This is a genomic window from Pseudocolwellia antarctica (assembly GCF_049933045.1).
Classification (GTDB): Bacteria; Pseudomonadota; Gammaproteobacteria; order Enterobacterales; family Alteromonadaceae; genus Pseudocolwellia.
The window spans coordinates 3043781-3069744 of sequence record NZ_CP187926.1 but is presented as its reverse complement, the minus strand read 5'-3'; the positions used below and the strand labels follow the sequence as shown (position 1 = coordinate 3069744).

21 protein-coding genes and 4 tRNA genes are annotated in these 25964 nt (G+C 35.7%); 6 read left to right on the top strand and 19 right to left on the bottom strand.

The window, feature by feature from the left end:
- Positions 1-109 precede the first annotated feature (109 nt).
- The 5 genes from ACPUVN_RS13265 to mutY all read right to left on the bottom strand — a co-directional run bounded on the left by ACPUVN_RS13265 (position 110) and on the right by mutY (position 2628).
- Positions 110-185, bottom strand: a tRNA-Thr gene (locus ACPUVN_RS13265).
- Between the two features lie 614 nt (positions 186-799).
- Positions 800-875: transfer RNA gene (locus ACPUVN_RS13260), tRNA-Thr, on the bottom strand.
- Between the two features lie 93 nt (positions 876-968).
- Positions 969-1044: transfer RNA gene (locus ACPUVN_RS13255), tRNA-Phe, on the bottom strand.
- Between the two features lie 190 nt (positions 1045-1234).
- The gene (locus ACPUVN_RS13250) at positions 1235-1507 is read right to left on the bottom strand and encodes an oxidative damage protection protein (protein WP_426359853.1); all 273 of its coding nucleotides are present in this window, start codon (positions 1505-1507) and stop codon (positions 1235-1237) included.
- A 29-nt stretch (positions 1508-1536) separates the two neighbouring features.
- Complete coding sequence (gene mutY / locus ACPUVN_RS13245; RefSeq protein ID WP_426359854.1) at positions 1537-2628, bottom strand: A/G-specific adenine glycosylase; 1092 nt, start codon at positions 2626-2628, stop codon at positions 1537-1539.
- 178 nt (positions 2629-2806) lie between these two features.
- On the opposite strand from mutY, the gene ACPUVN_RS13240 reads away from it, so the two are divergent.
- Together ACPUVN_RS13240 and trmB are read left to right on the top strand one after the other, a co-directional pair.
- On the top strand, positions 2807-3145 hold the full coding sequence (locus tag ACPUVN_RS13240) for a 50S ribosome-binding protein YggL (RefSeq protein WP_426359855.1): 339 nt from the start codon (positions 2807-2809) through the stop codon (positions 3143-3145).
- A gap of 123 nt (positions 3146-3268) precedes the next feature.
- Positions 3269-3997, top strand: a complete 729-nt coding sequence (trmB, locus tag ACPUVN_RS13235; protein ID WP_426359856.1) for a tRNA (guanosine(46)-N7)-methyltransferase TrmB — start codon at positions 3269-3271, stop codon at positions 3995-3997.
- A 48-nt stretch (positions 3998-4045) separates the two neighbouring features.
- Here trmB and ACPUVN_RS13230 read toward each other — a convergent pair whose 3' ends face one another.
- The 9 genes from ACPUVN_RS13230 to ACPUVN_RS13190 form a co-directional block, all read right to left on the bottom strand.
- Positions 4046-4384 carry a hypothetical protein gene (locus ACPUVN_RS13230; protein ID WP_426359857.1) on the bottom strand — a complete coding sequence of 113 codons (339 nt, stop codon included), beginning with the start codon at positions 4382-4384 and terminating at the stop codon, positions 4046-4048.
- A gap of 91 nt (positions 4385-4475) precedes the next feature.
- Positions 4476-5174: a uracil-DNA glycosylase gene (ung, locus tag ACPUVN_RS13225; protein ID WP_426369234.1), complete on the bottom strand. Its 699-nt coding sequence runs from the start codon at positions 5172-5174 to the stop codon at positions 4476-4478.
- Between the two features lie 125 nt (positions 5175-5299).
- A complete protein-coding gene (thrC, locus tag ACPUVN_RS13220; RefSeq protein WP_426359859.1) occupies positions 5300-6592 on the bottom strand; it encodes a threonine synthase in 1293 nt (430 codons plus the stop codon).
- A 100-nt stretch (positions 6593-6692) separates the two neighbouring features.
- Complete coding sequence (thrB, locus tag ACPUVN_RS13215) at positions 6693-7673, bottom strand: homoserine kinase (RefSeq protein ID WP_426359860.1); 981 nt, start codon at positions 7671-7673, stop codon at positions 6693-6695.
- Complete coding sequence (gene thrA / locus ACPUVN_RS13210) at positions 7655-10111, bottom strand: bifunctional aspartate kinase/homoserine dehydrogenase I (RefSeq protein WP_426369233.1); 2457 nt, start codon at positions 10109-10111, stop codon at positions 7655-7657. Before thrA ends, thrB begins: the two co-directional genes overlap by 19 nt.
- Before the next feature lie 961 nt (positions 10112-11072).
- Positions 11073-11786, bottom strand: coding sequence for a M48 family metallopeptidase (locus tag ACPUVN_RS13205; protein WP_426369232.1), 714 nt, complete (start codon positions 11784-11786; stop codon positions 11073-11075).
- A 72-nt stretch (positions 11787-11858) separates the two neighbouring features.
- Positions 11859-12257: a YebG family protein gene (locus tag ACPUVN_RS13200; protein ID WP_426369231.1), complete on the bottom strand. Its 399-nt coding sequence runs from the start codon at positions 12255-12257 to the stop codon at positions 11859-11861.
- A 115-nt stretch (positions 12258-12372) separates the two neighbouring features.
- Positions 12373-13761 carry an ATP-dependent RNA helicase DbpA gene (gene dbpA, locus ACPUVN_RS13195; RefSeq protein ID WP_426359865.1) on the bottom strand — a complete coding sequence of 463 codons (1389 nt, stop codon included), beginning with the start codon at positions 13759-13761 and terminating at the stop codon, positions 12373-12375.
- A 107-nt stretch (positions 13762-13868) separates the two neighbouring features.
- Positions 13869-14606 carry an alpha/beta fold hydrolase gene (locus ACPUVN_RS13190; protein ID WP_426359866.1) on the bottom strand — a complete coding sequence of 246 codons (738 nt, stop codon included), beginning with the start codon at positions 14604-14606 and terminating at the stop codon, positions 13869-13871.
- 161 nt (positions 14607-14767) lie between these two features.
- On the opposite strand from ACPUVN_RS13190, the gene ACPUVN_RS13185 reads away from it, so the two are divergent.
- The 4 genes from ACPUVN_RS13185 to ACPUVN_RS13170 all read left to right on the top strand — a co-directional run bounded on the left by ACPUVN_RS13185 (position 14768) and on the right by ACPUVN_RS13170 (position 18098).
- Complete coding sequence (locus tag ACPUVN_RS13185; protein WP_426359867.1) at positions 14768-16414, top strand: response regulator; 1647 nt, start codon at positions 14768-14770, stop codon at positions 16412-16414.
- 158 nt (positions 16415-16572) lie between these two features.
- Positions 16573-17241, top strand: a complete 669-nt coding sequence (locus ACPUVN_RS13180) for a GntR family transcriptional regulator (protein WP_426359868.1) — start codon at positions 16573-16575, stop codon at positions 17239-17241.
- Positions 17242-17587: 346 nt separating this feature from the next.
- The gene (locus tag ACPUVN_RS13175) at positions 17588-17911 is read left to right on the top strand and encodes a DUF1289 domain-containing protein (RefSeq protein WP_426370571.1); all 324 of its coding nucleotides are present in this window, start codon (positions 17588-17590) and stop codon (positions 17909-17911) included.
- 111 nt (positions 17912-18022) lie between these two features.
- Positions 18023-18098 (top strand) — tRNA-Phe (locus ACPUVN_RS13170).
- A gap of 492 nt (positions 18099-18590) precedes the next feature.
- On the opposite strand, the gene ACPUVN_RS13165 is transcribed toward ACPUVN_RS13170, so the two are convergent.
- The 5 genes from ACPUVN_RS13165 to ACPUVN_RS13145 all read right to left on the bottom strand — a co-directional run bounded on the left by ACPUVN_RS13165 (position 18591) and on the right by ACPUVN_RS13145 (position 25960).
- On the bottom strand, positions 18591-22424 hold the full coding sequence (locus ACPUVN_RS13165) for a response regulator (RefSeq protein WP_426369230.1): 3834 nt from the start codon (positions 22422-22424) through the stop codon (positions 18591-18593).
- Positions 22425-22822: 398 nt separating this feature from the next.
- Positions 22823-23497 (bottom strand): hypothetical protein, encoded by a 675-nt coding sequence (locus tag ACPUVN_RS13160; protein WP_426369229.1) that lies wholly within the window; start codon positions 23495-23497, stop codon positions 22823-22825.
- Between the two features lie 217 nt (positions 23498-23714).
- Positions 23715-24626: a cobalamin-binding protein gene (locus ACPUVN_RS13155; protein ID WP_426359871.1), complete on the bottom strand. Its 912-nt coding sequence runs from the start codon at positions 24624-24626 to the stop codon at positions 23715-23717.
- 4 nt (positions 24627-24630) lie between these two features.
- On the bottom strand, positions 24631-25236 hold the full coding sequence (gene cobO / locus ACPUVN_RS13150; protein ID WP_426359872.1) for a cob(I)yrinic acid a,c-diamide adenosyltransferase: 606 nt from the start codon (positions 25234-25236) through the stop codon (positions 24631-24633).
- Positions 25237-25249: 13 nt separating this feature from the next.
- Positions 25250-25960 (bottom strand): histidine phosphatase family protein, encoded by a 711-nt coding sequence (locus ACPUVN_RS13145; protein WP_426359873.1) that lies wholly within the window; start codon positions 25958-25960, stop codon positions 25250-25252.
- Between the last annotated feature and the right edge of the window lie 4 nt (positions 25961-25964).

Genomic DNA, 25964 nt, shown 5'->3' with positions numbered 1-25964 from the left:
CAGCTGTTTAAACCGAGCTGGCGACCTACTTATTTTTCGGGTAAGCATTTAATCTTAGATACAAAAAAGCCCTAACCGAGGTTAGGGCTTGATGCTTCCTACGAAGGAATGGTGCCGACTGCCGGAGTCGAACTGGCGACCTACTGATTACAAGTCAGTTGCTCTACCAACTGAGCTAAGTCGGCACACGAAAACGTGTGCGATAATTATGTTCATTGAACTAACTATCTTGGCACCGAATCAACAGAGTTGATTCAATTGTATTCTCTACTTCATCAGTTGTAGGCTGATGGATATTAACCTTTGAAATAAAAAAGCCTTAACAAATATTAGGGTTTTCTTATAAATGCTGTCGACTGCCTTTGGTTTAAACCGAACTGGCGACCTGCTTACTTATCGGATTAACATATTAACCTTTGAAATAAAAAAGCCTTAACAAATATTAGGGTTTTCTTATAAATGCTGTCGACTGCCTTTGGTTTAAACCGAACTGGCGACCTGCTTACTTATCGGATTAACATATTAACCTTTGAAATAAAAAAGCCTTAACAAATATTAGGGTTTTCTTATAAATGCTGTCGACTGCCTTTGGTTTAAACCGAACTGGCGACCTGCTTACTTATCGGATTAACATATTAACCTTTGAAATAAAAAATCCTTAATAAATATTAGGGTTTTCTTATAAATGCTACTGACTGCCTTTGGTTTAAACCGAACTGGCGACCTGCTTATTTTTCGGGTAAGCATATTAATCTGAGAAATAAAAAAGCCCTAACAAATGTTAGGGCTTCGTTATGAATGGTGCCGACTGCCGGAGTCGAACTGGCGACCTACTGATTACAAGTCAGTTGCTCTACCAACTGAGCTAAGTCGGCACACAAAGCTGTGTGCGATAAATTAATAGTTAACTAATCTATCTTGGCACCGAATAAACATTTATTAAATTAATAAACACCTACTCTGTAAAATGGTGCCCCGACCCGGATTTGAACCAGGGACACGAGGATTTTCAATCCTCTGCTCTACCAACTGAGCTATCGGGGCTTTTTCTAAATCTTTCGTCTTTTTAGCTTTGCCTTGAAGACGGGCGCTATTAGACTGTTTTTCTTTTTATCAGTCAACACTTTTTTTATAAAAAAGTGTTGTTTGATTGTTTTTTCTACTTGTTGCTGCCTTTAACGTCTATCTTTAGGTGATTTTTACACAGCAGCTAGTTAGTTCTATATTTTAACGCTTACTTTTGAACAGGAACGTAGCCTTCGATTTCTGGTTCTTTTCCTTCAAAAAGATATTCAATCATAGCTTTTTCTAAAAATGCACGGTCGTTTGCTTCCATCATGTTCATTTTTTTCTCATTAATTAGCATGATTTGTTTTTTTTGCCAAAGAGTCCAAGCTTCTTTACTAATATTATCGAAAATTCTTTTACCTACCTCACCTGGGTAAAGTTGATAACCTAATCCTTCGGCTTCTTTATTTAAGTGCTGACATAAAACGGTGCGGCTCATAATAATGTTCTCTTTGTTAATAAATTTTATTAATAATGTTCAAGTGTTAGTTGGGTTATTAGCTTTTTAGTGGAAGCGGCTAATCCTACTGACGATTGTTTGGTTAGATCATACCATTGTTGCTGATCTATTTCGTTTATTTCATGTTCTGTTATGCCGTTTATTCTTTCACAATCAACTATTACTGCTGTTATATCTAAATGAAAGTGGCTGAAAGTATGTCTAAACTCAGGTAATGTTTGCTGACCATTAGCTTTTAAGTTCAATGTTTCGAGTAATGGATTGATATCTTCTAATGTTTCAACTTCTACAAAACACCATAATCCACCCCATATACCTGTAGGAGGGCGCTTTTCCATAAGTACTTCATCGTTAACACGTGGAATAACCATAATAGTGCTTTTTTCTGGTGTGACTTTTTTAGGCTTTTTCTGTGGGTAGTTAGCTTGTTCGTTTAATGAATAAGCTAAACAACCTGATTGAAGAGGGCATTCATCACATTTAGGCTTGCTACGCGTACAAATAAGCGAGCCTAAGTCCATCATTGCTTGATTGAACTGAGCAACAGATTCTTTAGGTGTTAGTGTTTCAGCTATTGGCCATAGGGCTTTTTCGTATTTAGCTTGGCCGTTATGGCCGTCTACTGTGTAGCATCGCGCTAAAACACGTTTTACATTACCATCGAGTATTGCATGATGCTGATTTAAGGCTAAGCTTAATATTGCGCCTGCAGTTGAGCGACCAATGCCTGGAAGAGCTACTACTTCTTCTATTGTTAAGGGAAACTCGCCTTTATATTGCTCAGCCATTATTTTTGAGGCTTTATGCAGGTTTCTGGCGCGAGCGTAATAACCTAAGCCTGTCCAATGATGTAATACTTTATCTTCATCAGCATTTGCTAAGTCTGTAATGGTGGGAAAGCTTTCCATAAAACGTTGGTAGTAAGGAATTACTGTAGCAACTTGTGTTTGTTGCAACATAACTTCTGAAATCCATACGCGATAAGGGGTTTTGTTTTGCTGCCAAGGTAGGTGCTTTCTACCTTGTTTGTGATACCACTCAACAACTTGTGAGCCAAATTTCTTGGCTGAAGTCGGAGATATTTTTATAGTATTTGTCATAGGGGCGTTAGTGTAGCTAATAATAGAGGGGGTCTCAATTTGTTATTGTGTGGTGTTAAACGCTAAATAATCTTGCAATAATTTGGGTAACCATTATCCTCTCGCCCTTGTACTGCTAATATCTTATTAAGCGTGCAAATAATCTCTGAGTAAAATATGACACTTTTAAGGATCATCAATGAAAATTAATGCAAAAAATAGAAACCGTCGTTTACGTAAAAAATTACGTGTTGAAGAGTATCAAGAGTTAGGTTTTGACATTGGCTTTACATTAGATGAAAAAAGTACTGACGAGCAAGTTGATACTTTTATGAATAAATTTTTCGCTGAAGCAATTGAACCACAAGGCTTAGGTTTTGGTGGTGAAGGCGATACTTTATGGCATGGCTTAGTTTGTACGCAAAAACTAGGTAAATGTACTGAAGAGCACCGCACAAGTGTTGAGAAATGGTTAACTGAGAATGGCGCTAAAGCTGTTTCAGTAAGCGCATTATACGATGTTTGGTGGGCTGCATAGTCTATTTCGATTAATCGACTTATTTGCTAACCACTATATTGTTAGCAAATAAGCCATTATAATGTGCCCTTATGCATGTTTTGAACATATCCTATTTAACCTTTTAATAAATTAAGAAACGTTATGACTGAAGAAAGAAACCATAAAACCATTGAGCAAGCTGAACAAGAAGGTAAGTACATTAGAAAAGTACGTAGTTTTGTTAAGCGAGAAGGTCGATTAACTAATGGCCAAGCGAAAGCCCTTGAAGATTTTTGGGGTGTTATGGGGTTAAGTCATAGCGATGGTTTAATTAATGCTGAAGCGTTATTTGGTAATACCAACCCTGTTGTTTTAGAAATAGGTTTTGGTATGGGCAAGTCCCTTGTTGAAATGGCTAAGAATGCGCCTGAAGTAAACTTTATTGGTGTAGAAGTACATAGACCAGGTGTTGGTGCTTGTATTTCGTTAGCGCAGGAAGAGGGCGTTAATAACCTTAAAGTTTATGAGCATGATGCGATTGAAGTTTTAGCTGATTGTATTCCTGATGGTTCATTAACTACGGTACAGTTATTCTTCCCTGATCCTTGGCATAAAAAGAAGCATCATAAACGCAGAATTGTACAACCAGAATTTGTTGAAACAATCCGTCAAAAGCTAAAGTCTGACGGTGTATTTCATATGGCAACAGATTGGGAAAACTATGCGGAATGTATGCTTGAAGATATGAATTCAGCACCAGGCTATAAAAACTTGTCAGAAACAAGTGACTACGTACCGCGTCCTGATTCACGTCCGCTAACTAAGTTTGAAAATCGTGGTCAACGTTTAGGTCATGGCGTTTGGGATATTCAATTCCAACGTATCAGCTAATCTAGATAGGTTAGCTTTTTTAAGAGCATGAGTATTGGCTTTTATAAGTTATAAATACTCTTGCTCTACATGAAAAAGGTGCTGACTGTTTCTTAAGTTACCTGTGCTCTTCAACCATTCTTCATCAATTATTTCGTGAATTAACGCAGCTTTTAAAATACGTCCTTTGTATTGTGTCCAGTAATACAGTGCCGCTTGTTCGTGTATGGCATTATTCGGAAATAGCTCAGATCTGTTGTCATTCAAATCTTCAATTATTTTTGCTATCACCTTAGGTTTCAATTCTGTTTCTATAAGCACTTTAAAGCGCGTGTATTGCTTTGCTTTAAACAGTTGCCAAATTAGCCAAGCTAATATTAATACGGCAATTACAACAATAAATTCCACTAGTTATCTCTTATTTACAATGAGGTGATGCTGATCTATTTAATATCATACTAAATTAACCTTTGTTCGGGTTAAATTATCGAGGTATACGTTAAGTAATTTTCCAATCAATAGGCGTATGGTTATTTTCAGTTAACCAGGTATTGGCTTTTGAAAAATGCTGACAACCAAAAAAACCACGATATGCTGAAAGAGGAGAAGGATGAGGACCTGCTAATACTAAGTGTTTACCACCTTTATTTATGTCATCAATATTTTTTCCTTTTTTCTGCGCATGGCTACCCCACAAAATAAATACACAGCCTTTGTTGTGTGTATTAATTTCTTGAATAATCGCATCGGTAAATTTTTCCCAACCTAATTTAGCATGAGAGTGTGCGTTAGCTTTTTTAACCGTAAGTACAGTATTTAGTAATAATACGCCTTGTTCAGCCCAAGCACTTAAATTGCCATGTTGAGGTGTTACAAAGCCCTCTACATCTGTTGTTAGCTCTTTATACATATTAACGAGTGATGGTGGCACTTTAAAGCCGCGAGCGACTGAGAATGCTAATCCGTGAGCCTGAGGTGTATTTTCTTCATTACAACCGTGATAAGGATCTTGTCCAAGGATCACGACTTTCACATCAGCCAAATCGGTATAGCTAAAAGCGTTAAATACATCAGCTTGATTAGGATAAATTATTTCACCGCTTTCACGTTGGCTGGCTATGTTTTGTGTCAGCTCTTTGAAGTAGGGTTTACTTTGTTCTTGTTCAATAATAGTTTGCCACTGAGGAAGTGTTTTCATGAAATGTTTACCTTTAAAATTTTTTACTTAATCCGTTTGGTATTAGATATACGGATACAAAAAAGGCAACCAATTGGCTGCCTTAATTTTATATTTTTAGTTTAGCTTTTATTTATACTAGAAGTCTAAGCTTTAGCTAATAAATATTTACGTAATTCGCTGAAGTCAGCTGCCATATCAACCGAAAGAATAGTTTCAGTTGCACAATCAGCAAGCTCTTTAGGTAAACCAATAGGTTGGCCTAATGTGCTTTCTACTACATCTTTAAATTTAGCTGGATGAGCTGTACCTAAAAATACACCAAATTCGTTGTCTTGAGCACCGTATTGTAATGCTTTAAAAGCAACGGCTGCATGAGGTTCGCTGATGTAACCTAATTTAGCTAATTGGATCATAGTGATTTGAGTTTGTTGCTCGTCAATTGATACAGAGCTAACACTGTCTTCAGGCACTATGCCGCTTTTTAACATATGTTCTACACGTGGCCAGTTGTTAGGGTTACTAACATCCATAGCGTTAGAAATAGTTGCAACCGTATCGTGAGGTGTCCATTCGCCTGTCTCTAAATAACGAGGAACGGTATCATTTTCGTTAGTCGCAGCGATAAAACGCTTGATTGGTAAACCTAAAGCTTTAGCAAATAAGCCGGCTGTAAGGTTACCAAAGTTACCACTTGGAATAGAGAATATGATGTTGTCTAATTTCGTATTTCCTTTTTGGCGAGTCAATTGAGCAACTGCTTCAAAGTAATAACAAATTTGAGCTAATAAACGGCTAATGTTAATTGAGTTAGCTGAGTTTAAACCAATCGTTGTTTTAAGTTCTTCATCATCAAATGATTTTTTAACTAATGCCTGACAGTCATCAAAGTCGCCTTCAACAGCGATTGTTTCAATATTACCACCAAGAGTTGTAAACATTTTTTCTTGAAGTAAGCTGATTTTGCCTTTTGGATACATGATAACAACACGAATGTTTGGTATACCGTGAAAAGCATGAGCAACTGCAGCGCCAGTATCACCAGATGTCGCTGTTAAAATAGTAATTTTTTTGTCTTTGCTAAATGTTTGTAAACACTTAGCCATAAAGCGAGCACCAAAATCTTTAAAAGCTAATGTTGGACCATGGAACAATTCTAAAATTGCACGATCTTCGCTAATTGGTTGAATTTGAGCAGGGAAATTAAATGCTGAAGTTACGATGTCAGTTAATTGCTCTTTTGTTAAATCTTCACTTACAAAAGGGTATAAAACCTGAACGCTACGCTCTACTAATGGCATAGCGAGTAACTCTTCAATGTTATCTAGTTTAGGGATTTCTTGTGGGAAAAATAATCCCTGATTTCTACCTAAACCTTGTTTTACTGCACCAGCAAAACTGATAGTTTCATCATTTTCTTTAAGGTTATAAAATTTCACTATTTATATTTCCTACTAATTTTTTTGTTGCTAACCAGCCGCGAGGGTCGATTAGTATATATTAAGTCGTTACATTATTCATTCTGTAATCAAGAGCAACTTATAAAACACATGCGCCTACATCATCAACTTTACAAACATGAACAAAGCCTAAGTCTGTTTGTAGGTAGTTAACTTTAAGCCATTTAGCCATTTCTTGCGCTAGCTCTTTAGATTCAAATACACTGAAAAGTGTAGGACCTGAACCTGAAATACCTGCAGCTAATGCACCTTGCGCTATAAGATGTTCTTTAGCGTCGCTAAACTTAGGTAATAAATGTTCTCTGTAAGGTTCTGCTATAACATCTTTTACTACAGCAAAAGCTTCTAGCTTATCGTTACGATGACAAGCATCAACAAATGTTGCTAGGTTTTGAGCAAATTCAATCGCATCTTTTCTACTGTAGCTAGTCGGTAAAACTTCTCTAGCTGCTTTAGTTGATACTTCAATACCAGGGTAAGCCATAACGTAATAGCACTCTTCAAAACCAGGTAAGGCTTTACAGATAACTTGCTCGTTCGGCACCATAAGCTGTAAGTTGCCCAAATAGCATGGTGCAACATTATCATAATGCAGGCTACCACTGATTTGAGCTTCCATTTGACCCATCATGAAAAGCATTGTTTTTTTGCAAAAATAAGCTTCTGATAAGTTATGAGCTTTTTGGTAATAAGCATTTAAACCTTCTAATGCTGCTACCACAGAACAAGCACTTGAACCTAGTCCGCTGCCTACAGGCATTTTCTTATCAAGAACCATTTTTACAGGTTCAACTTTATGGCCTGCTTTTTCCATTGCTTTATTAAAAAGCAAAAGACTGTGCCATACGATATTGTCGGTTGGTGCGCCAGGTAGCTTATTAGCAAATTCGCCAATAACGACCAAGCTGTCTTCAGTTGCTGCTTCCACGGAAACAACATCACCTAATAATGTGCCATCAATAGGTTTAACGGCTAAACCTAATATGTCAAAACCAACACTTAAATTACCAATAGATGCTGGCGCGAAAACAGAAACAGACATTAGTGCTGTTGCTCCCATGCTAAAGTTCTTAGTAAGTCACCAAATACACCAGCAGCAGTAACTGCAGCACCCGCACCGTAACCACGTAAAACGAATGGTAATGGTTGGTAGTAACGACTGTGAATAGCTAAAGCATTTTCACCGTCTTTAATACTATAAAGTGGGTGGTCTGTGCCAACCGCTTCAATAGATACTTGGCATTGTCCGTCGATAATATTACCGATGTAACGTAATACGTTACCTTCAGCTTTAGCTGCTTCAACGCGTTGGTTAAACTCAACATCAATTGATTTTAAGTTAGCCATGAAAGTATCTACATCGCCACTTGCATCAAATGTGCTTGGTAATACTGATTCGATGTTGATGTCTGAAAGTTCTAATTTCATGCCGGCTTCACGTGCCATGATAAGTAACTTACGCGCTACATCCATACCACTTAAGTCATCTCTTGGATCAGGTTCTGTAAAGCCGTTGTCTTTAGCTATGCCTGTTGCTTGTGAAAGCGGCATACCTTCTTCCAATTTGCCAAACATGTATGACAATGAGCCTGATAAAATGCCTTCAAAACGTAGTAATTCATCACCTGCTTTTAATAAGCTTTGGAAAGTATCGATTACTGGTAAGCCAGCACCAACCGTAGTTTCGTATAAAAATCTACGGTTAGATTGTTGAGCAGCTGTGCGAAGTGCTTGGTAATATTCCCAAGAATCTGTATTCGCTTTTTTGTTTGGTGTAACTACGTGGAAGCCTTCGTTTAAGAAGTCTACGTAGCTCATAGCAATAGCTTCGTTAGAAGTAGAGTCTACTAATACAGGGTTAATTAGATGATTTTCACGAACGAATTTCTTTAAGTTTTCAGCGGTTACAGGAACTGCATCTTTACCTAAAGTCTCTTTCCAGTTTTCTAAGTCGATACCTTCAGAGTCAAAAACCATACCTTTGCTGTTCGCTAAACCGTATACTTTAACAACAATGTTTTGTTTAGTTAGTTTAGATTGTTGACGTGCTATTTGATCAATAAGCTCGCTACCTACAACACCACAACCTACCATAAATACGTCGATTGTTGGTTTATGCGAGAAGAAGTTTTGATGACTTACTTTCATTGCATCAGTACATTTATCTTCTTCTATTACAACAGAGATACTTCTTTCAGATGAGTCTTGTGCAATAGCAACTACGTTAACTTGTGCTTGCGCTAATGAACTGAAGAACTTAGCTGCTACACCACGTTGCTGGTGCATGCCATCGCCTACTAGCGATACAATTGATAACTTGCTTGTTAACGATAATGGCTCTAATAAACCATTAAGTAGTTCTAATTCAAACTCTTCTTGTAAGCTTGTTCTTGCACGTTCAGCATCGTCTGAATATATACAAAAGCTAATGCAGTATTCACTTGAAGATTGACTGATAAGAATTAATGAGATGTTTTCACGACTCATTGTAGCAAATACACGACTTGCCATACCGACCATGCCTTTCATACCTGGACCAGAAACGTTAACCATAGTTAAGTTATCAAGGTTTGAAATAGCTTTTACTTTTTTCTGTTGATCATTTTCGTTCGCAATTAATGTACCTGGCGCTTGTGGATTGCCAGTGTTTTTGATCAAACAAGGAATATGGTACTGAGCGATTGGACCAATCGTTTTAGGATGTAAAACACTTGCGCCGAAGTATGAAAGCTCCATAGCTTCTTGATATGATAAGTAATCAAGTAAAGACGCTTCTTTAATTACACGAGGGTCTGCGTTGTAAACACCGTCTACATCTGTCCAAATTTCACAACATTCAGCTTGAGCACAAACCGCTAAAACAGCAGCTGAATAATCTGAACCATTACGACCAAGTGTTGTTACTTGCTTCTCACTATTTACACCGATGAAACCAGGCATAAGAGCAATGTTTTCTAAAGTAGAATAAACACTTTGGAATGTTGTTCTACATTTAACTAAGTCAGCTACAGCATTAAGAGAAACATCGTTAGTAAATAAAAACTCTTCAGGCGCTAATACTGAAACTTTTTCGTTTTGAGCAACAAGTACCGATTGAAGTAAAGCAACACTTAATCTTTCACCCATACTGATGATGATAGCTCTGATATGCTCAGGGCAGAATGAAAGCATGTTTGCACCTTTAAGGTACTGGCCTAAACTATGTTCCCATTTTGCTAAGGTTTGCTCTGAATGTTCTCGATTAAAGCTAGTAAGTTGCGCGCTTAAATCATTAATAATGGTATCAATAGCAGTTCTAAATGAGTGTAAGTCAGAGGCTAGCTTGGCTTCATCATTAATGTTTTCAGCCATAGCAACTAAGTGATTCGTTACACCTTGAGGAGCAGAAACTACTACAGCTACTGGTGTTGTTGAACTCTGATCTTTGATGATTGCTGCAACTTGCAAAAACTTACTTGCATTTGCTAATGACGAACCACCAAATTTTAATACACGCATTTTAATTCCTCTTAAATACAAAAAAGCCCGTGAAGTTTAGGTCACGGGCTTTAATAAAATCTTTCGTTTTTACATTAGCCAGCGACTACCGTCCAAATAATGGTAGTAGTGTTAGTAATAATAATAATAGCTGTGCTGATTAATGTATTCATGGTGCGTAAAATGCCTGAATTAGAGGCCTCTGTCAACCCTAGTTTTGAATAAAGGGTAGTGGTTAATTGAATAAAACAGATGATTTTTGAATAAAAGAATGTGTTTGTGAATATTAAACTGAAAAAACAGCTAAAAGTATCCAGAAGTTTAATTCAATATCAAATATTAAAGCTTTTATACAGTCAAATATTTGAGAGTAAATTAAACGACTTAACACTTAATGACGTTATTTAGAGTCGGTTGTTATATAGAAAACATATTCACTATTAACGGTTTTATACCATTAAATAACAAATAGTGAATATAGATAAAGCGGTTGACGCAATGTATATAACAGCCATTGTAAAATTATCTCTATAAAGTTTCATGGTAGTACCCACCTTAAATTTAACTGAACACATTGTTTAAATGATATTGCCTTAGTCACATAGTTTAAATATTCAATAGGACTAAGCGCTTGCAGTGATCATAAAGCGATTTCTGTGCCATCATTTATATATAGCAGATGTACGACAGAAGCTTTTATTTCATTCATACCTTTTTAGAGTGTTTTTGATATCGTAAGTTCCGTTTATCAGGTGTTTTTATTTATTAATAAACGGCTAACTATTGATGCGAAATTTGCCTTGAAGAAAGAAAAACTATCAAGTTAGAGTATAAGTTAAATTTTATTCGTAATAATTTCAATGAATTAAAAATATCTTAAACCGAGTTCAGGATAGTTAATTTTCTGAATAAGGTTAGGTTTTGTGAGTTTTACAATGCATGAAAGTTGAAGTTGATATGAAGCGAAGAGGTTAGCGAGTTATCACCAATGCATTTTAGCTTGATGCTGCTTTAACCACTGATTGGCATCTTTATAGTTTGGCATATGTTTTTTCACTAATGCCCAAAAGTTTGCTGAATGATTTAAGTGCTTAATATGACAGAGCTCGTGCACAATCACGTAATCAAATACCCAAGCAGGAGCCATCACTAATAAGTAGTTAAAGCTGAGTTCATGTTTGTTATTACAGCTACCCCAACGAGCTTTGTAACGCTTTACTTGATATGAAGCTGGAGTAATTTTTAGTTGTTTTGAAAGTTCGTCTAATCTATACGATAAATAATTTTCTGCTTTTGCTTTCATCCAAGCGGCTAGCTGTTTTTTTATTTGAGTAACGAGATAGTCATGATCATCTGACTTTTTTTGTACATACAGAGGAAGTTTTAAATTTATTTCATGATCGGTAAGGTTTAAGGCTTCATCAGGCTTACTTCTTTGATATTCAATTTGAAGTTTTTTTTCAATACCGTAAATCAGAACCGTGCTATTAGGAAGATAAGTAGGGAGTGGGGTGGCAATGACCTGCCTTTGATTGGCAAGTTTATTCAGGATCCATTGTGCTTTATCGTTTATAAGTAATTGAATATATTCATGAGAAACACCTTTAGGTGCTCTCACAATGACTTCATTCTGTTTTATTTGTAGTGCTATAGTTTTACGTTTAGCACTACGAACAATTTTATAATCAATTTTCACGTTATACCCATTATTAACAATTAACAATTAACAATTAACAATTAACAATTAACGTTAATCTGTAGCTGTTTATTAAGCTGGGGTATTTGCAATGTCACTTGCTGTTTTGCTTTTGGTTTTTCTAACTGCTTTTTTAGCTGCAGGCTTTTCTTTAACAACTTCTACTGCTTCATCTACAGTGTCAGTCGTAATAGTTTCTTCAACGGTTACTTCTTCTATTGCAGCTTTAGGCGCTGGTTTAGCTTTTTTGGCTTGTAAGGCTACAAGTACATCTTCACGGTTTTGCGCTAAGTAGATACTTAAATCTTCTTTAACTTCGTCGCTTAGATCAAAAGGAGTAGAGTCTAACATAGCAGTTAAACTGTCTGCCATATCAAGCATTTTATCGTAATCATCTGCTGCTTTTTTGTCCATGAATGTTTGAACCTCTACACCGTGTCGAATGACAACAAACCGACTTTCAACTGCCATTTTTATTCCTTACTTAACATTATTGAGTAACGCTTAAAATTTATATTAACAATATTATTGATATCTGTATATAACAACAGTGGTTATTATATACAGATTTATTTTAGCTTTCTACTTAGTCTAGTATTTGGCGAGTTCTTACGTTTCGACCTTTTAACTTATCTTGTGAAAGTTTCTTTAAGGCTTTTTTAACAACACTTCTTTCAACTGCAACATAAGCCCAAGTAGCACCTAATTGTATTTTGCCTACTTGTGAACCTTCAATACCGTTATCGCCTGTTAGTGCACCTAAAATATCACCCGGTCTGATTTTCTGCTTTTTACCTGCATCAAGTTGTATGGTTGTCATTTTAGGTTGTACTGGTGTGTCACTTAAAACACTAGCGTCTGGTAATAATTCATTTTCAATGGTTTTATTTAAGTAATCTTCTAATAAGCCAAACTTGTAAGACTCTTTATCAGAGTAAAGTGTGCAAGCAATACCTTTGCTGCCAGCTCGACCTGTTCTACCTATACGGTGAACATGTACTTCGCTATCATGTGCAATTTGATAGTTAAATACAGCATCAAGGTTATCTATATCAAGTCCTCTTGCTGCTACATCAGTTGCCACCATAATTGATGCACTGTTGTTTGCGAATCTAACTAAGGTTTGATCTCTGTCACGCTGCTCTAAATCACCATGTAAAGATACTGCGCTAAAGCCGAAGTTATTTAATGCATCAGCAACCACTTGAACTTCTCTTTTAGTATTACAAAATACAATAGAGGTTTCTGGTTTGTGCGATAAAAGTAATAATCGAATAGCGTCAATGCGTTCAACGTCGTTTTCAACTTTGAAAAAGTGCTGAGCGATGGTTTGTTCTGTATGCTCGCTTTTCGCTTCTACCATTTCTGGGTTGTTCATTATCTTGTTAGAGATAGCTTGAATTTGCTTTGGAAAGGTAGCACTAAATAATAGTGTTTGGCGCTCGTCAGGTATTCTACTAATTATGGCGTCAAGTGATGCTTGAAAGCCCATATCTAGCATTCTATCTGCTTCATCTAATATTAAGGTATCAACATCATTAAGGGTTAAAGTCCCGCGTCCTAAATGATCTTCAATTCGGCCAGGTGTTCCCACAATAATATGTGCGCCATGTTCTAAAGACCCAACTTGTGGACCAAAAGGAACACCACCACATAAAGTTAATATTTTAATATTGTGAATGGTTCTGGCGAGTTTTCTTAATTCTTTAGCAACTTGGTCGGCAAGCTCTCGAGTAGGGCAAAGCACAACGGTTTGAATACGAAATCGTTTAACATTAAGTTTGTTAAGTAAACCTAAACCAAAAGCTGCTGTTTTACCTGAACCCGTTTTACCTTGGCCGATAAGATCTTTACCTAAAAGTATATGAGGTAAGCTTTGTGCTTGGATCTCGGTCATTTCTTCATAACCAAGGGATGTGAGGTTATGAAGAAGGTCAGGATTTAAATTTAAAGATGAAAAAGCTTTAGCAGTCAATGGTTGGATCTCGTAGTAAATATATGACGGCTATTTTACATGGTTTAGCTTAGTTTTGTCAGTGTTTTGTCTGCCTTTCACCTGATTGGTATACACAGCTATTTAAGTTATTGAGCTTTATCGTTTTCTGTAAACCACTTTGCAATAGTTTGCGCTAATATTTCAGGCTGTTCTAATGGCAACATATGACCTGTATTCGCGACTATTTCTAGGGTTTTATTGGTAGATGTTGTTTGGTTAAGTTGGTTTTGAATGCGGTCTATTTTTACTAAGCAGTCGGTATCGCCTATACAAAATGTTAACGGGCATTTTAACTCAACTAATTGAGGCAGTAAGTTGGCTCTGCGAGTTGTTACGTTAAGTTGATGTAAAAGTACGTCTACACCCATGGTTTTATCCATCGCACGAATGGTTTCTTTTATTTGTTCGTTATTGTGCGCACATGGATCAAGTAAATGATTAATACGTTTGTCTGGAACACCCGTATAGCCATTCGCTTTAATAAATTGGATGGTTCTTGCTCTCTCTTTACTTTCTTTTTCTGGTAAGGCGCTAGACATATTAGAAACGAGTAGAAGATTAGATACTTTTTGTGGAAATTCAATCGCGATTTCTGAAGCAAAATAACCACCTAAAGAGAATCCAACAAGGGCACTATTATCATCAAGCTGGGCGGCTAAGTGCTCTGCGATCTCGCTGATAGTTTCTAAAGAAGGGATGGTTAAATTAATAAATTCAACCTTATTGCCTAACCAAGGAGAGAGTGATTGCCAAACGTTCGTCCATAAACGTTCATCACACATGGTACCAGGGATAAAATAAATCTTTTGTTTTGAAGCGGACATAAAATAAATCGGTAAATTTTAGCTATAGTGTAATAAAGATAATATCTTATTTTTATCCGAGGATCCTTTATCTTTGCATTGCTTTTATAGATGCTAATTGATAAATATAAAGAAGACATTCATTTCAACGTATTGAGTATATTTTCTATGGTAGTAAGCAGATGAAAATAACAAGTAAGAATGATTTAGATAACTTTGGCAAACTAAACGTTTTAGTTATTGATGATAATCGACTAATACATGATTTTTTAAAGCATATTCTTTTTAATATCGGCTTTAAGGCGGTTAGGTGTGCTGAGAATGCTTATCATGGCTTACGACTCTGCGAAGAAACAAGCTTTCAAGTTATTATTTGCTCTTTTAATGTTAAAAGCGATAAAGATGGGTTTCATCTATTAGAAGAGTTGAAGTTCAAAGGCTATGTAAACAAAACTACCATTCTTATTTTTCTGAGTACGGAAACGAACGAATCACTTGTTAATTCTATTGTAGAACTTCAACCTGACGACTTTTGGGTTAAACCTTTATTACCTAAAACTGTGATTGAGCGCATCAAATACACGTTAGATATTAAAAAACACTTATATACATTATATAAAGCTATTGCGGAAGGAGAGCATTCAAAAGTTATTTATTATGCCGAGCGATTCTTATTAGATAATAGCCTAGTAAAATATCATCCGAATATTCAGCGCATGAAAGGTGAGGCTTTAATTAACTTACTTGAATATAAGGCAGCCGAAGTTTTTTTCAAAGAACTACAATCACAATATGGCTACGCTTGGGTGTCTTTGGGATATGTAAAAGCCTTATTGAAGCAAAATAAGATGGATGACATACAAGATTTACTTAATACCTTAGTTAATCAACCTGATACTCGTTTTGCTATGCATGATTTGTTAGCGCAATATTATATGGAGCAAAAAGACTATGAACTTGCTTACGAAGAAATAATAAAAGCCACCAAGTTAGCCCCTCGAAATATAGAACGAAATAGAAAGTCATGGGATCTCGCTCGACTAAATCATGATCATTTTGGACAATATATAGCAACAAAAAACATTGCCATTAATGCCAAAAACTCTATTCACGACTCGCCAGTATTACTGCTTAATGTTATTCGCTCAGGTATCGATCTCGCTTGTACTATTACAGATGAGTCGTCAAATAAAGTACTCGCTGAAACTGACAAGTTTATTAAGCAACTAGAGCATGATTATAAAGATGCTTCCTTATTTAAAGAGCAAATTATTATTGTGAAAGCGCGATTGCATAATGTAAGGAATGAGAAAAACAGAGCGGAAAGGTTAATTGAAACAAATATCTCGTTAAGACCTTCTGAATGTGTAGAAGATAATTTAGATAAGGTAAAAGTTTTTCACGAACTTGGTATGAGGGAAGAAGCCTTTTCTTTATTAAAAGCCGTTAAAAACCAAGTAGCAGGTGACTCTTTAACAAGTGAAGTGTTGAGTCAGTATGTAGAACAAGAAATTGATGAGCGTTCAGAAATCAACTTCACTCCTAAACAACTTAATAGTATGGCTGTCGAGTTTTTCCAGAAGAACAAGTTATTGCCTGCGCTTAACTCTGTTTTACAGGCATTAACACTCGCGCCAAGAAATATTAAGCTCTTATTTAGTTTGCTAAAAATACTCATTGTAATGAAGCAAAGAGATGAAATAAATACAGAACAAATAGTATTGGCTGAAGGTGCTATTGAAAAGTTAGAAAAAGCTAACCTTGATGATCAAAAGTTACAGGTGTTTATAGGGTTAAAAGTTCGCTGGGAACCTGAGAAAATTAACTAACAAAAACATCTATCTACGATATGCTTACTAAATATCGCTATAGTTACTTCCTTGTATGTTAAAAAAAGGTTAAAATCAGGTTAAGTTTAAAGCATCTGTGTTCAATCGTTTTACAGTAGTGCTACATTTTTCTTACCGTTCTCAGGGAATGCCAGAACATGTCTATTATTTATAAAACAAGAACTCAACTTGTTGTAGAAACTATTCGAGAAAAGATACTCAGTGGCTCAATAAAGGCAGGACAGCCTTTACGCCAAGCCGCATTGGCAACTGAGCTGAATGTGAGTCGAATTCCTATTCGTGAAGCATTGTTACAGCTCGAAGCAGAAGGTTTAGTCGCTTTTGAAGCACATAAAGGTGCTACAGCTACAGAGCTTAATGTTAGCCAAGTTGATGAATTATTTGAATTAAGAGCGATGTTAGAATCGGAATTACTTGCTTCATCTATCCCCAACCTATCTTATGAAAAACTTGAAGAAGCAACCGCCATTTTAAAGCAACTTGATCGTGCTTTAGGAACAGAAAATGCTGCCAATAAATGGAGTGAACTAAACTCTAAATACCATAACTGCTTGTATTCAGGTTCTGACAAACCTCAAACATTAGACTTGGTTAATACCTTAAATAAGAATGCTGACCGTTATATTCGTATGCATTTATTATGGGCGGGTGGCATATCTAAAGCAGAATCTGAACATAATGAAATTCTTGCTCACTGTAAAAATAAAGATATTGATAAAGCGACTGCTGTTTTAAGAAAGCATATTTTAGGTTCAAGAGATGAAATAAAGTCATTTTTACTTGAGCGTGAATTAGCTAACGCTTAACTTTTTTTGCAACAAAATTGTTTATATAATAAGCCAGATAAATTAATAATTTTTATCTGGCTTTTATTTTTTAGAGTGTCTAAAAAGCAGTCATTTATTGACATCTTTCTATATGGTCTATACTATTCCCGCCGCTTAAGCCCTTTGTAATTAATGTGTTACATGAATACTTCTCTTCGTAGATCTTACTTTGATAACTTAAATGATTTCGTTTGATATTTAACGTCAAGAATTTTCAATGAGGATTCTTTTCTTGAAAGGGTCGTAGATTCTAATGTGCTATAGTTGAATGAGTACGTTTTAATCATTTGTTTTTTGGTCAATTGCGTTAAGGTTTTATGTGAGTATGCAATTAGAGTTTTTTGATGTTCCTAGTCCCTGTGTTGGAATTTGTCAGTCAAATGATAAAGGCCAATGCTTAGGCTGTTTTCGAACTCGAGTTGAGCGTCAAACTTGGACGAATGTGAACTCTGATGAAAAACAAAAGATAATTAAGCGCGCTCTACAGCGGAAAAAACGTATAGAAAAGAAAGAAACCAGTAAAGTAACGATTGAAACTGAAACTGAAAGTGCGGAAACTAAGATAATTCAGCCCTCTTTATTAGATCCACCGAGTAAAAAGACCTTAGATACCTCAACAGATTTCGATTTTGACGATTTTGAGCTGTAAATAGGTTGCTAGAGAAACTAATTCGCTATATGATGTGCCCTCTTTTTAGAGGACTGATGTTTATATAGTTTTATAGTAAACAATCAGTAAAGTCTTAAAAAAGTAAATTTTGCCCCGATAGCTCAGTTGGTAGAGCAGAGGATTGAAAATCCTCGTGTCCCTGGTTCAAATCCGGGTCGGGGCACCATACAGCACTATATGAAAAGCCTGCATTTATGCAGGCTTTTTTTATGGAAAAATATAAGTAATCTAAGTTTAATACCCAACGGATTAATTTATTGCTCACTTAGCGAGAATTTAAAGGCTTAGAGGCACAGGTTCATAGTTCCAGACTGAACCTAAGCACCTACATCCATGTAGGCGAGGCATTGATTGAAGAGAATGGTTATTCTCGGTAACTGCTCCTGCGTTACCCTAATGTCCTACATCCATGTAGGAACCTTGTCAAAATCAATAACGCGGCATATGAGCCTTTAAATTCTCGCCCTTCGGGAGCTCATTAGCAAACTGATAACATCACAAAATTAAAAAAATATAGAATAACTATGTTTAATCAATTTTGCTTGTTCTAAGCTTGCTAATGTAGCTCTAAGTTGCTCAATAAATTAATCCGTTTGGTATAACTAACCAGGGCTCTGTTAAACTGAGTTTAGTTACCATAGGTTTAGTTAGCTTATGTTTAGCTCTCGGCTGATTCTTCATCTTCAATGAATTTATAAAAAATACTATGAACAGCTTCATACTCGTTAGTGAGCGAGATGACGATTTGTTCTACTTCCTTGAAATTTATCTTTTCAGGTTCAGTTAAAATAAGCTTTTCAATTTTCTTGGTAAGTGTGTGCATCTTATTTGCGGACAGATTACCTGCAGCGCCTTTTATACCATGAGTTATGGCTATTAAGTCTTCAATGCTTTTCTCTTTTGTTGACGTTTTCAAATTCTCAATATTTGTAGGCATATCTTCTAAGAACAAAGAGATGAGTTTATTTAATAACTTTTCATTACCTTTTACCCGTTTTAGCGCTGACTTTTGATCCCAAGTTATATTGGCTTTATTGAATGCTGTTACTTTTGCTTGAGAGGTTATGTTTTCGTTTGTTGCAACTAAAGCCTCTTGTTTAATAAAGTTTTGGGTCGATAATCCATTTTTGGTTAACAGCCAATAGTGCAGCTTTTTAAGTAATAAGTTGGGCTCAATAGGTTTACTTAAATAATCATTCATTCCTACACGAATACAATTTTCTTTATCGCCTTCCATGGCATTCGCTGTCATGGCTATTATGGTGATATTTTTGTTCTCTTCTTTGGCTTGGCTAGCTCTGATAGCTTTTGTCGCTTCGTAACCATCCATTTCTGGCATTTGGCAGTCCATAAGCACAAGTGAATAAGGCGTTGTATTTGACGCTTCCTTAATCTTCTCTAGTGCTTCTAACCCATTAACTGCAATATCAGCCTTGAGATTAAACTCTTTTAAAATGCCTAAAGCGACATGCTGATTAATTCTATTATCTTCAACAATTAATAAGCGAGTAGTATTCGGCCAAGTATATTGATTATTGAGGGCATCTTTTAATTCGGTTTTTTTAACAGGAGATTCTATCGGTTGTGTATTGGTTTTGTTTTGAAAGACAGTATCCAGCGCATAAAATAAATCACGAGTCGTAACGGGCTTAATGAACGTTTGACTAGCCACGCCTTCTTTAACTATTTGATAATCGTTAGCTGAAGCAATAGGGGTCATCATTACAATATTAATATCATCAAATTGCTGTTTTAATTTACTTGTAAGTTTATTGTCTTCTTGCTTGCAGACTTTGGTATCAACAAGTAAAAGATCAAACATCCTACCTTGATGTTTTAAAGCGAAATTTTGACAGCAATCCAATGCTTGCTTCACGGAATCTGCTTGATAAATAGTCGCTCCCCATAAGGAAAGTTGATCATCAATTACTTCTCTATTGGTTAAGTTATTATCAACAATTAAAATATGTAGAGGAGTAATATCAAACTTAGGAAGCACTTTAGTTGAGCGCATGCTCGGCATTATTTCTATGGTGAAATTGAACTGACTACCTTCGTCTAACTGACTGATGGCGTGAATATCCCCATTCATTAATATGCAAAGCTTTTTGGTTATGGCTAAGCCTAAGCCCGTGCCGCCAAACTTTCTGGTGGTAGATTTATCCACTTGAGTGAATTGATCAAAAAGTAGTTCTAATTTGTCTTTAGGTATCCCCATTCCTGTATCTCTTACCGAGCACGAGAAAATGAGTTTGTCGTTAGCGCCTTCGGAAGTAGAGGCACTGATCAGTATTTCCCCTGATGTTGTGAACTTCACTGCATTGGAAACAAGGTTAGTTAGTATTTGACGTATTCTGCCTGAATCACCTCGTACCATAGAGTGTTCAATGTTTTTTATATCGAGTATGAGTTCAACGCCTTTGTTTTGAGCATTTAAGGCGATTGATTCAGAAAAGCTGCCTAGCATATCTCTTAAATCGAAATCGATTAATTCTAATTCAAGTTTGCCAGCTTCTACTTTTGAGAAGTCTAAAATATCATTAATAATAACCAGTAACGATTCGGCACTTGATTGAGCAAGTTTGGCTTTTTCTATCTGATCTTTCGTTAATTCACTGCTAAGTAATAAACCTAGCATACCTAAAACTCCGTTCATCGGTGTTCTAATTTCATGACTCATACTTGCTAAAAATTCGCTTTTTAAATTACTGTTTTGTTGAGCAATAGATGACGCTTTTTTAAGAAGGTGATGGGCATTATTTTGGGTTATAGCTGCAGAGAACAGATCGCTTATTTCATTAATGATAAATAAACTTTCTTGGTAGTGTTCTAACTCATCAGGTGAGCTGAAAATAATAAAGCCTAATACGCTGTTATTAGTACCTAAGTTAAAGATTGGTGTTAGGTAATGAAAGCTTACGTCATTAATCTCTTCTACAAATAATTTTTGAGGATTTATGATACCTATTTTTTCGATGTTCTGGCTTTCGATACTTATGTTTTCAACATATCGCGCAGCTAAGGATTTTAATTTAGCTTCTTCATTAGAGGTGAGTTTAGTTTGGCTGTAACAATTCAAGAAGTCGTGCTTTTCAGGAAAATACTCAGTTTCATTTTCGAAAATTAATACCGTTGAAAAGTTTACATCTTGTAAGTTTATTAATTGTAAAACTGAAGTAAGTGCTTTAATTATTCGATCTTCAAAAGGTGCTTGTGCTGACAGTGCGCTGGTAACATTCAGTTTTATTTGAATAAGCTCGTGGTTCGTTTCTAATTGTTTTTCATGTGATTGTCTTATTTTTAGCATTTCGTTGAATGAGTTGAAAAGCTGGCTAATTTCTCTCGATGATTGCTGTACTTTTATATGCGCTATATTGCCTTTAGCGAAATTCTCACTCGCTTTTGCTAATAAGGCGATTGGGTTTGTAAAACGTTTAGCCACTAAAATAGAAACTATCAAAACTACAGCTATAGTAAATAAGATCGAAACGACTAAGGTGTTTAGCATCACCGAAGAGGCTGACAACACATCATATTCATCTTTAGTGCTGATCAAGCCCCAATGAACATTTCCGATACGGATAGTAGAGTGGATATGGATAACATCTTCTTTATTATCTGAATGGATTTCTTCTATGTTTGTGGTGTTATTCGGGGTATTAAAAGTTTGCAGCCAATCGGTAACGCAAGTATTTGATATTTTTTCACCTAACACACCACTTATATTATTGTGCAAAGGAGTGCGTAGGCGAGTGTCTTTGCCAACCATATAATGCAGCACAGGACTATGTTCATCGATATTTTCTTTGAATGCTTTGAATAATCGATCTAAAGAAAGCTCAATGGCAATGGCACCTATTATCTCTTGCTGATCACTAAGTATGGGTGACGTAATAAAAGCAGTTAGGCGTTTATCTTCAGTTAAATCTCTTTCTAAGTCAGAAAATTGGGTCTCTTTAGTTGATAAGCTTTCTTTTGCTGATTGAGCAAATTTTGTTGTCGCTAGCTTGTCTGTAAAAATGTTATCGCCAGCATTTTCTTTATTAATAAGTGTAAAAAGAATATTGCCTTTTTCATCCATTAAATACACATCGTAAATATATTTTGAGGCTTCTTTGAAAGCGACTAAGTCTTTTTGATAGGCATGAGTAACTTGTTGCCATTGTTGATTACCCACATAGCTTTTAGTCGGCAGCTTACTTTCACGTTGGCTTTGCTTTAGTTCGGACAAAAGTTGAATATTTGTAGGGAATTTCGCTTGTGCTTTTACATCTCTATATCGATCATCAAACCAGTCGGTAATATACAACTGAATGAGCTCCGATGATTGAATGAGTTCTTTCTCTGCTTGAATAGTCAGAATGTTTTTTGATTGGTAGTAATTGAAAATTGAATTGAGGGTTAAAGGCAGTAAAGAAATAATTAAAAACCATATAGATAGACTAACGCGTAGAGAGCGCTTTTTGTTTTCACTTCGAGGAATGTCTTCCATGTTTTACACCTAATAAAATGGTTCTAATATAAGTTTTATGTTTATCTTGAAAAGGGAACGCTTAGGTAAATAATCGTATTTTTTTGTTACTTAAGTATTTAACCTGAACTCTGGATAATGAATTTTGTAATCTATTGATTCATATAACTTAAAATAAGACGATATGATTTCACTAAAAATTATCATTTACTTTTCTCCTAATGTTGGGATTTAGCCCGTATAACAAGACGGTTTTATGTACTAATAGCTAGCTATTAGTAATAAAATCACAGTTTTGTTATTCCCGATAAAAACTAAGTACCTGCATCCATGCATCCATGCAGGCGACGCAGATAGACGGTTAAATAACAATATTAGGCATAATTGCTTATCCAGCTTTCAGGTTATTTAGTGTAAAACTACATAAAGTCTTCTGTATTGTAATAAAGTGGCTTCATAGCACCACAGTATGTGAGCTTATAGTGTATCTCGTTTTCTTCAGGTACAGGTGACGATGCGGTAAAGTTGGTCATACAGTTAATGTTATCTGACAGATAAATTAGATGTTCATAACTCGGTGGCTTTTGGATTTGATGGATCAGAATTCGTTGATTGTTTTTAACCTTAACTACGTCATATTTTTGTCTGTTATTTGATTCTTCTAAATCATCTAATACTTTTATAAAAAGCTGCTCATCAAATGATATTTTCATACTTGAAAAAGTTAACAATCCACCTTTTTTATAATGGCCCATGTAGATATCTGCTTTAACTTCAAAAGACTCGCCACGTATTAAACGCTGTAAATTGAAAGCTTCTGGTTTAATGGTAACTAAGTCAGCATCTTTTACTAATTGCAGTAATGAAAGGTGGTCTATGTTTAATTTATAGAGAATTTGCACATTTTTAGGTGGCTCTAAATCCAACATATATGAGGCGTATACACTTGGCCCCTTGTTGAATAACTTCATGCCATGAATCCCCATGTACTTAGGATCTAAAGGAGGAAGTGCTTTAGGCTCTTCTGCTATAACCAAGTGAGAAACTGAAAGTAGAATAAAAGATAAGATGAAAGATACAATTGTTGAACGCATAAATTCTAATAGCTAAAGAAACACTATTTTTAATATTAGCAGCTTTCTAAATAAAGGAGAGGAGGATCCTAAAATAGTTGAAATAAATGTTATTTATTAAAAGAGTAATTATTGTTTTTCTTCATTTGAAAAAGGTCTTTCATGAATTTAAAGGCTTTAAAAATAATCGAATGAGTATTAGTTTTTAAAGCCTTTTATATCTTTTGGACTTACCTGTTTAATCAGTTTTATGGTCAAGGTAATAGCTTCTTGAGTTATCTATGCTGATGCATAAACTTTCTAGCTCTTCTAATAATCTTGATGTCATTCGATGTAATTTGTCTGAGTTTGGCATTATCAACTGTTTATGCTTTGAAGCAGGGATCTCTTCCCACTGAAACCAGTTAACGGCGTTAGGATTGGGTTCGCCAGCAGACATGGGCTGAATGATTAATTGTGGCTTAGCAATAACAACTTGCTCTAAACCAATTTGTGGGTAATCCATAATACTTTTAACGAATGGGTTAGTTGCACCACAAACATTAAGGTGTTGCTGAGGCCAAGCGTTACTACTTATGGTGGTTAAAGGATTTGACCAAAGCTCGTAAAAGACTGAAATAGGGCTCTTATTTGCAAAAGTTTTACGTAGTTCTAGTAGGTCTGTTTCATATTTTTTAGCTAATACTTCAGCACGTTCTTGAGTGCCTGTTAATTTACCTAATGAACGTAATTCTGCTGCAACATCGTCTAAATTTCGTGGGTCTGAATACACAACTTTGAGACCTAGTTTTTCAAGTCTTTCTAGATCATCAATCGGATTACCTGTTCGCCAAGCAATAATTAGATCAGGTTCGTAAGCGAGTATTTTTTCTATTTTTAATCGTGAATAGTTACCTATACGAGGCACATGGTTTGCTGCTTCAGGAAAGTCTGAATGATCGGTTGTTGCAATCACTCTTTCGCCAACACCTAAATTAAAAAGCATCTCGATTATATGAGGTGCTAAGGTAATAATACGTTGATGTTCAAAAGCTTTGTTAAGGTTAACGTTAACTTCTACTTTTTCAGCGTCATTAGCCGAAACTAACAGTGAGAATGCTGTTAGTAATACGCATGAAAAGGCTAATGTCGCTTGTTGTAATCTTCTCATAAAGTTACCAATCTATGCCTTTTTGTACACGAACACCGTTATCAAAAGCATGTTTAAGAGATTGAACTTCTGATACGGTATCAGCAGCTTCTATAATTTTTCTATGACAAGCTCTTCCTGTAATAACAACGTGTTGCATGGCGGGTCTATTTGCTAACACAGTTAATACTTCTTCTAAATCAATGTAACCATAAGTCACCATGTAGGTAAGTTCATCAAGTAATACGGTGTTAATGCTTTCATCACTAAGGAGTTTTTTAGCTTCAGACCAGGCGAGTTGTGCTGCTGTTGTGTCAGATTCTTTATTTTGTGTTTCCCAGGTAAATCCTGTTTTCATGGTGTGATGAATAACACCGTGCTGCTTTAATAAATTAAGCTCGCCACATTCCCATGTGCCTTTAATAAACTGAATAATACCTGCTTTTAAACCATGGCCGACGGAACGTGTAACCACACCAAAACCTGCGGTTGACTTACCTTTACCGTTACCTGTTATTACAAGTAATAAGCCTTTGTCTTCAGTTGCTGCAGCAATACGTTTATCTACATTTTCTTTGATTTTTTGCTGGCGCTTTTTATGATTTTCTTTTTTTTGATTATCATCAATCATACAATAATTCCTCTTATTCGAATGCTTTAGGTGTTTGGCTGATACAAGTTAAAGGTGTCGAGATAGTAATAACATTATTATGCACATTAACTTGCTTGTCGGAATGTTTATCTGAGCGCATTGAGATACTTTTAATTAGCGTAATACTACTGTTTTTAATGGTGAGCTGGCTAAATAGTGCTTTGTTAGTGTGATCAAGGTTGAGAATATAAGACAATATCATACGTATAACGCCACCATGGCAAACGAGTAATATATTTTTGCCTTGATGCTTCTCTAATAATTGCTCCCAAGCTTGAGCAACTCGTTGATAGAAATGTAATAATAATTCTGCTTCAGGTAAAGGGTGTTGTTCAGGTTCTTTCCAAAAGTTTTCTAACTTTTGCCAGTTTTTCTCGCTATGTTCCGAGTCTCTAATTTCATCGAAAGATATGCCATCTAACTCGCCAAAATACATTTCTTTGAAGTTATCAGCTCTCTCAATTGGTACGCTATTCAATTGTGCAAATTGTTCAGCCACTTTAAAACAACGTTGCAGAGGTGAACTGACTATTTGAGTAATATTATTACTGCCTAGGTTCTTCTGTAACAGGTTTAGTTCACTAACGATTTTACTGTTAATTTCATCTGTTACATCAATATCAGTATGGCCATATAAAGCGGGTAGCCCGTTTACCTTGCCATGACGTAATAAATATAAGGTGGTTTGTATTGATGAGTGCATCACA

Excerpts from the sequence above, each read along its gene's own strand:
- ACPUVN_RS13160 (WP_426369229.1), bottom strand. The coding sequence starts at position 23,497 with ATGCGTTCAACAATTGTATCTTTCATCTTATCTTTTATTCTACTTTCA.
- ACPUVN_RS13155 (WP_426359871.1), bottom strand. The coding sequence starts at position 24,626 with ATGAGAAGATTACAACAAGCGACATTAGCCTTTTCATGCGTATTACTA.
- ACPUVN_RS13185 (WP_426359867.1), top strand. The coding sequence starts at position 14,768 with ATGAAAATAACAAGTAAGAATGATTTAGATAACTTTGGCAAACTAAAC.
- thrB (WP_426359860.1), bottom strand. The coding sequence starts at position 7,673 with ATGGGAGCAACAGCACTAATGTCTGTTTCTGTTTTCGCGCCAGCATCT.
- ACPUVN_RS13190 (WP_426359866.1), bottom strand. The coding sequence starts at position 14,606 with ATGTCCGCTTCAAAACAAAAGATTTATTTTATCCCTGGTACCATGTGT.
- ACPUVN_RS13175 (WP_426370571.1), top strand. The coding sequence starts at position 17,588 with ATGCAATTAGAGTTTTTTGATGTTCCTAGTCCCTGTGTTGGAATTTGT.
- ung (WP_426369234.1), bottom strand. The coding sequence starts at position 5,174 with ATGAAAACACTTCCTCAGTGGCAAACTATTATTGAACAAGAACAAAGT.
- ACPUVN_RS13250 (WP_426359853.1), bottom strand. The coding sequence starts at position 1,507 with ATGAGCCGCACCGTTTTATGTCAGCACTTAAATAAAGAAGCCGAAGGA.
- thrA (WP_426369233.1), bottom strand. The coding sequence starts at position 10,111 with ATGCGTGTATTAAAATTTGGTGGTTCGTCATTAGCAAATGCAAGTAAG.
- ACPUVN_RS13165 (WP_426369230.1), bottom strand. The coding sequence starts at position 22,424 with ATGGAAGACATTCCTCGAAGTGAAAACAAAAAGCGCTCTCTACGCGTT.
- ACPUVN_RS13240 (WP_426359855.1), top strand. The coding sequence starts at position 2,807 with ATGAAAATTAATGCAAAAAATAGAAACCGTCGTTTACGTAAAAAATTA.
- ACPUVN_RS13180 (WP_426359868.1), top strand. The coding sequence starts at position 16,573 with ATGTCTATTATTTATAAAACAAGAACTCAACTTGTTGTAGAAACTATT.
- mutY (WP_426359854.1), bottom strand. The coding sequence starts at position 2,628 with ATGACAAATACTATAAAAATATCTCCGACTTCAGCCAAGAAATTTGGC.
- cobO (WP_426359872.1), bottom strand. The coding sequence starts at position 25,236 with ATGATTGATGATAATCAAAAAAAAGAAAATCATAAAAAGCGCCAGCAA.
- ACPUVN_RS13145 (WP_426359873.1), bottom strand. The coding sequence starts at position 25,960 with ATGCACTCATCAATACAAACCACCTTATATTTATTACGTCATGGCAAG.
- trmB (WP_426359856.1), top strand. The coding sequence starts at position 3,269 with ATGACTGAAGAAAGAAACCATAAAACCATTGAGCAAGCTGAACAAGAA.
- ACPUVN_RS13200 (WP_426369231.1), bottom strand. The coding sequence starts at position 12,257 with ATGGCAGTTGAAAGTCGGTTTGTTGTCATTCGACACGGTGTAGAGGTT.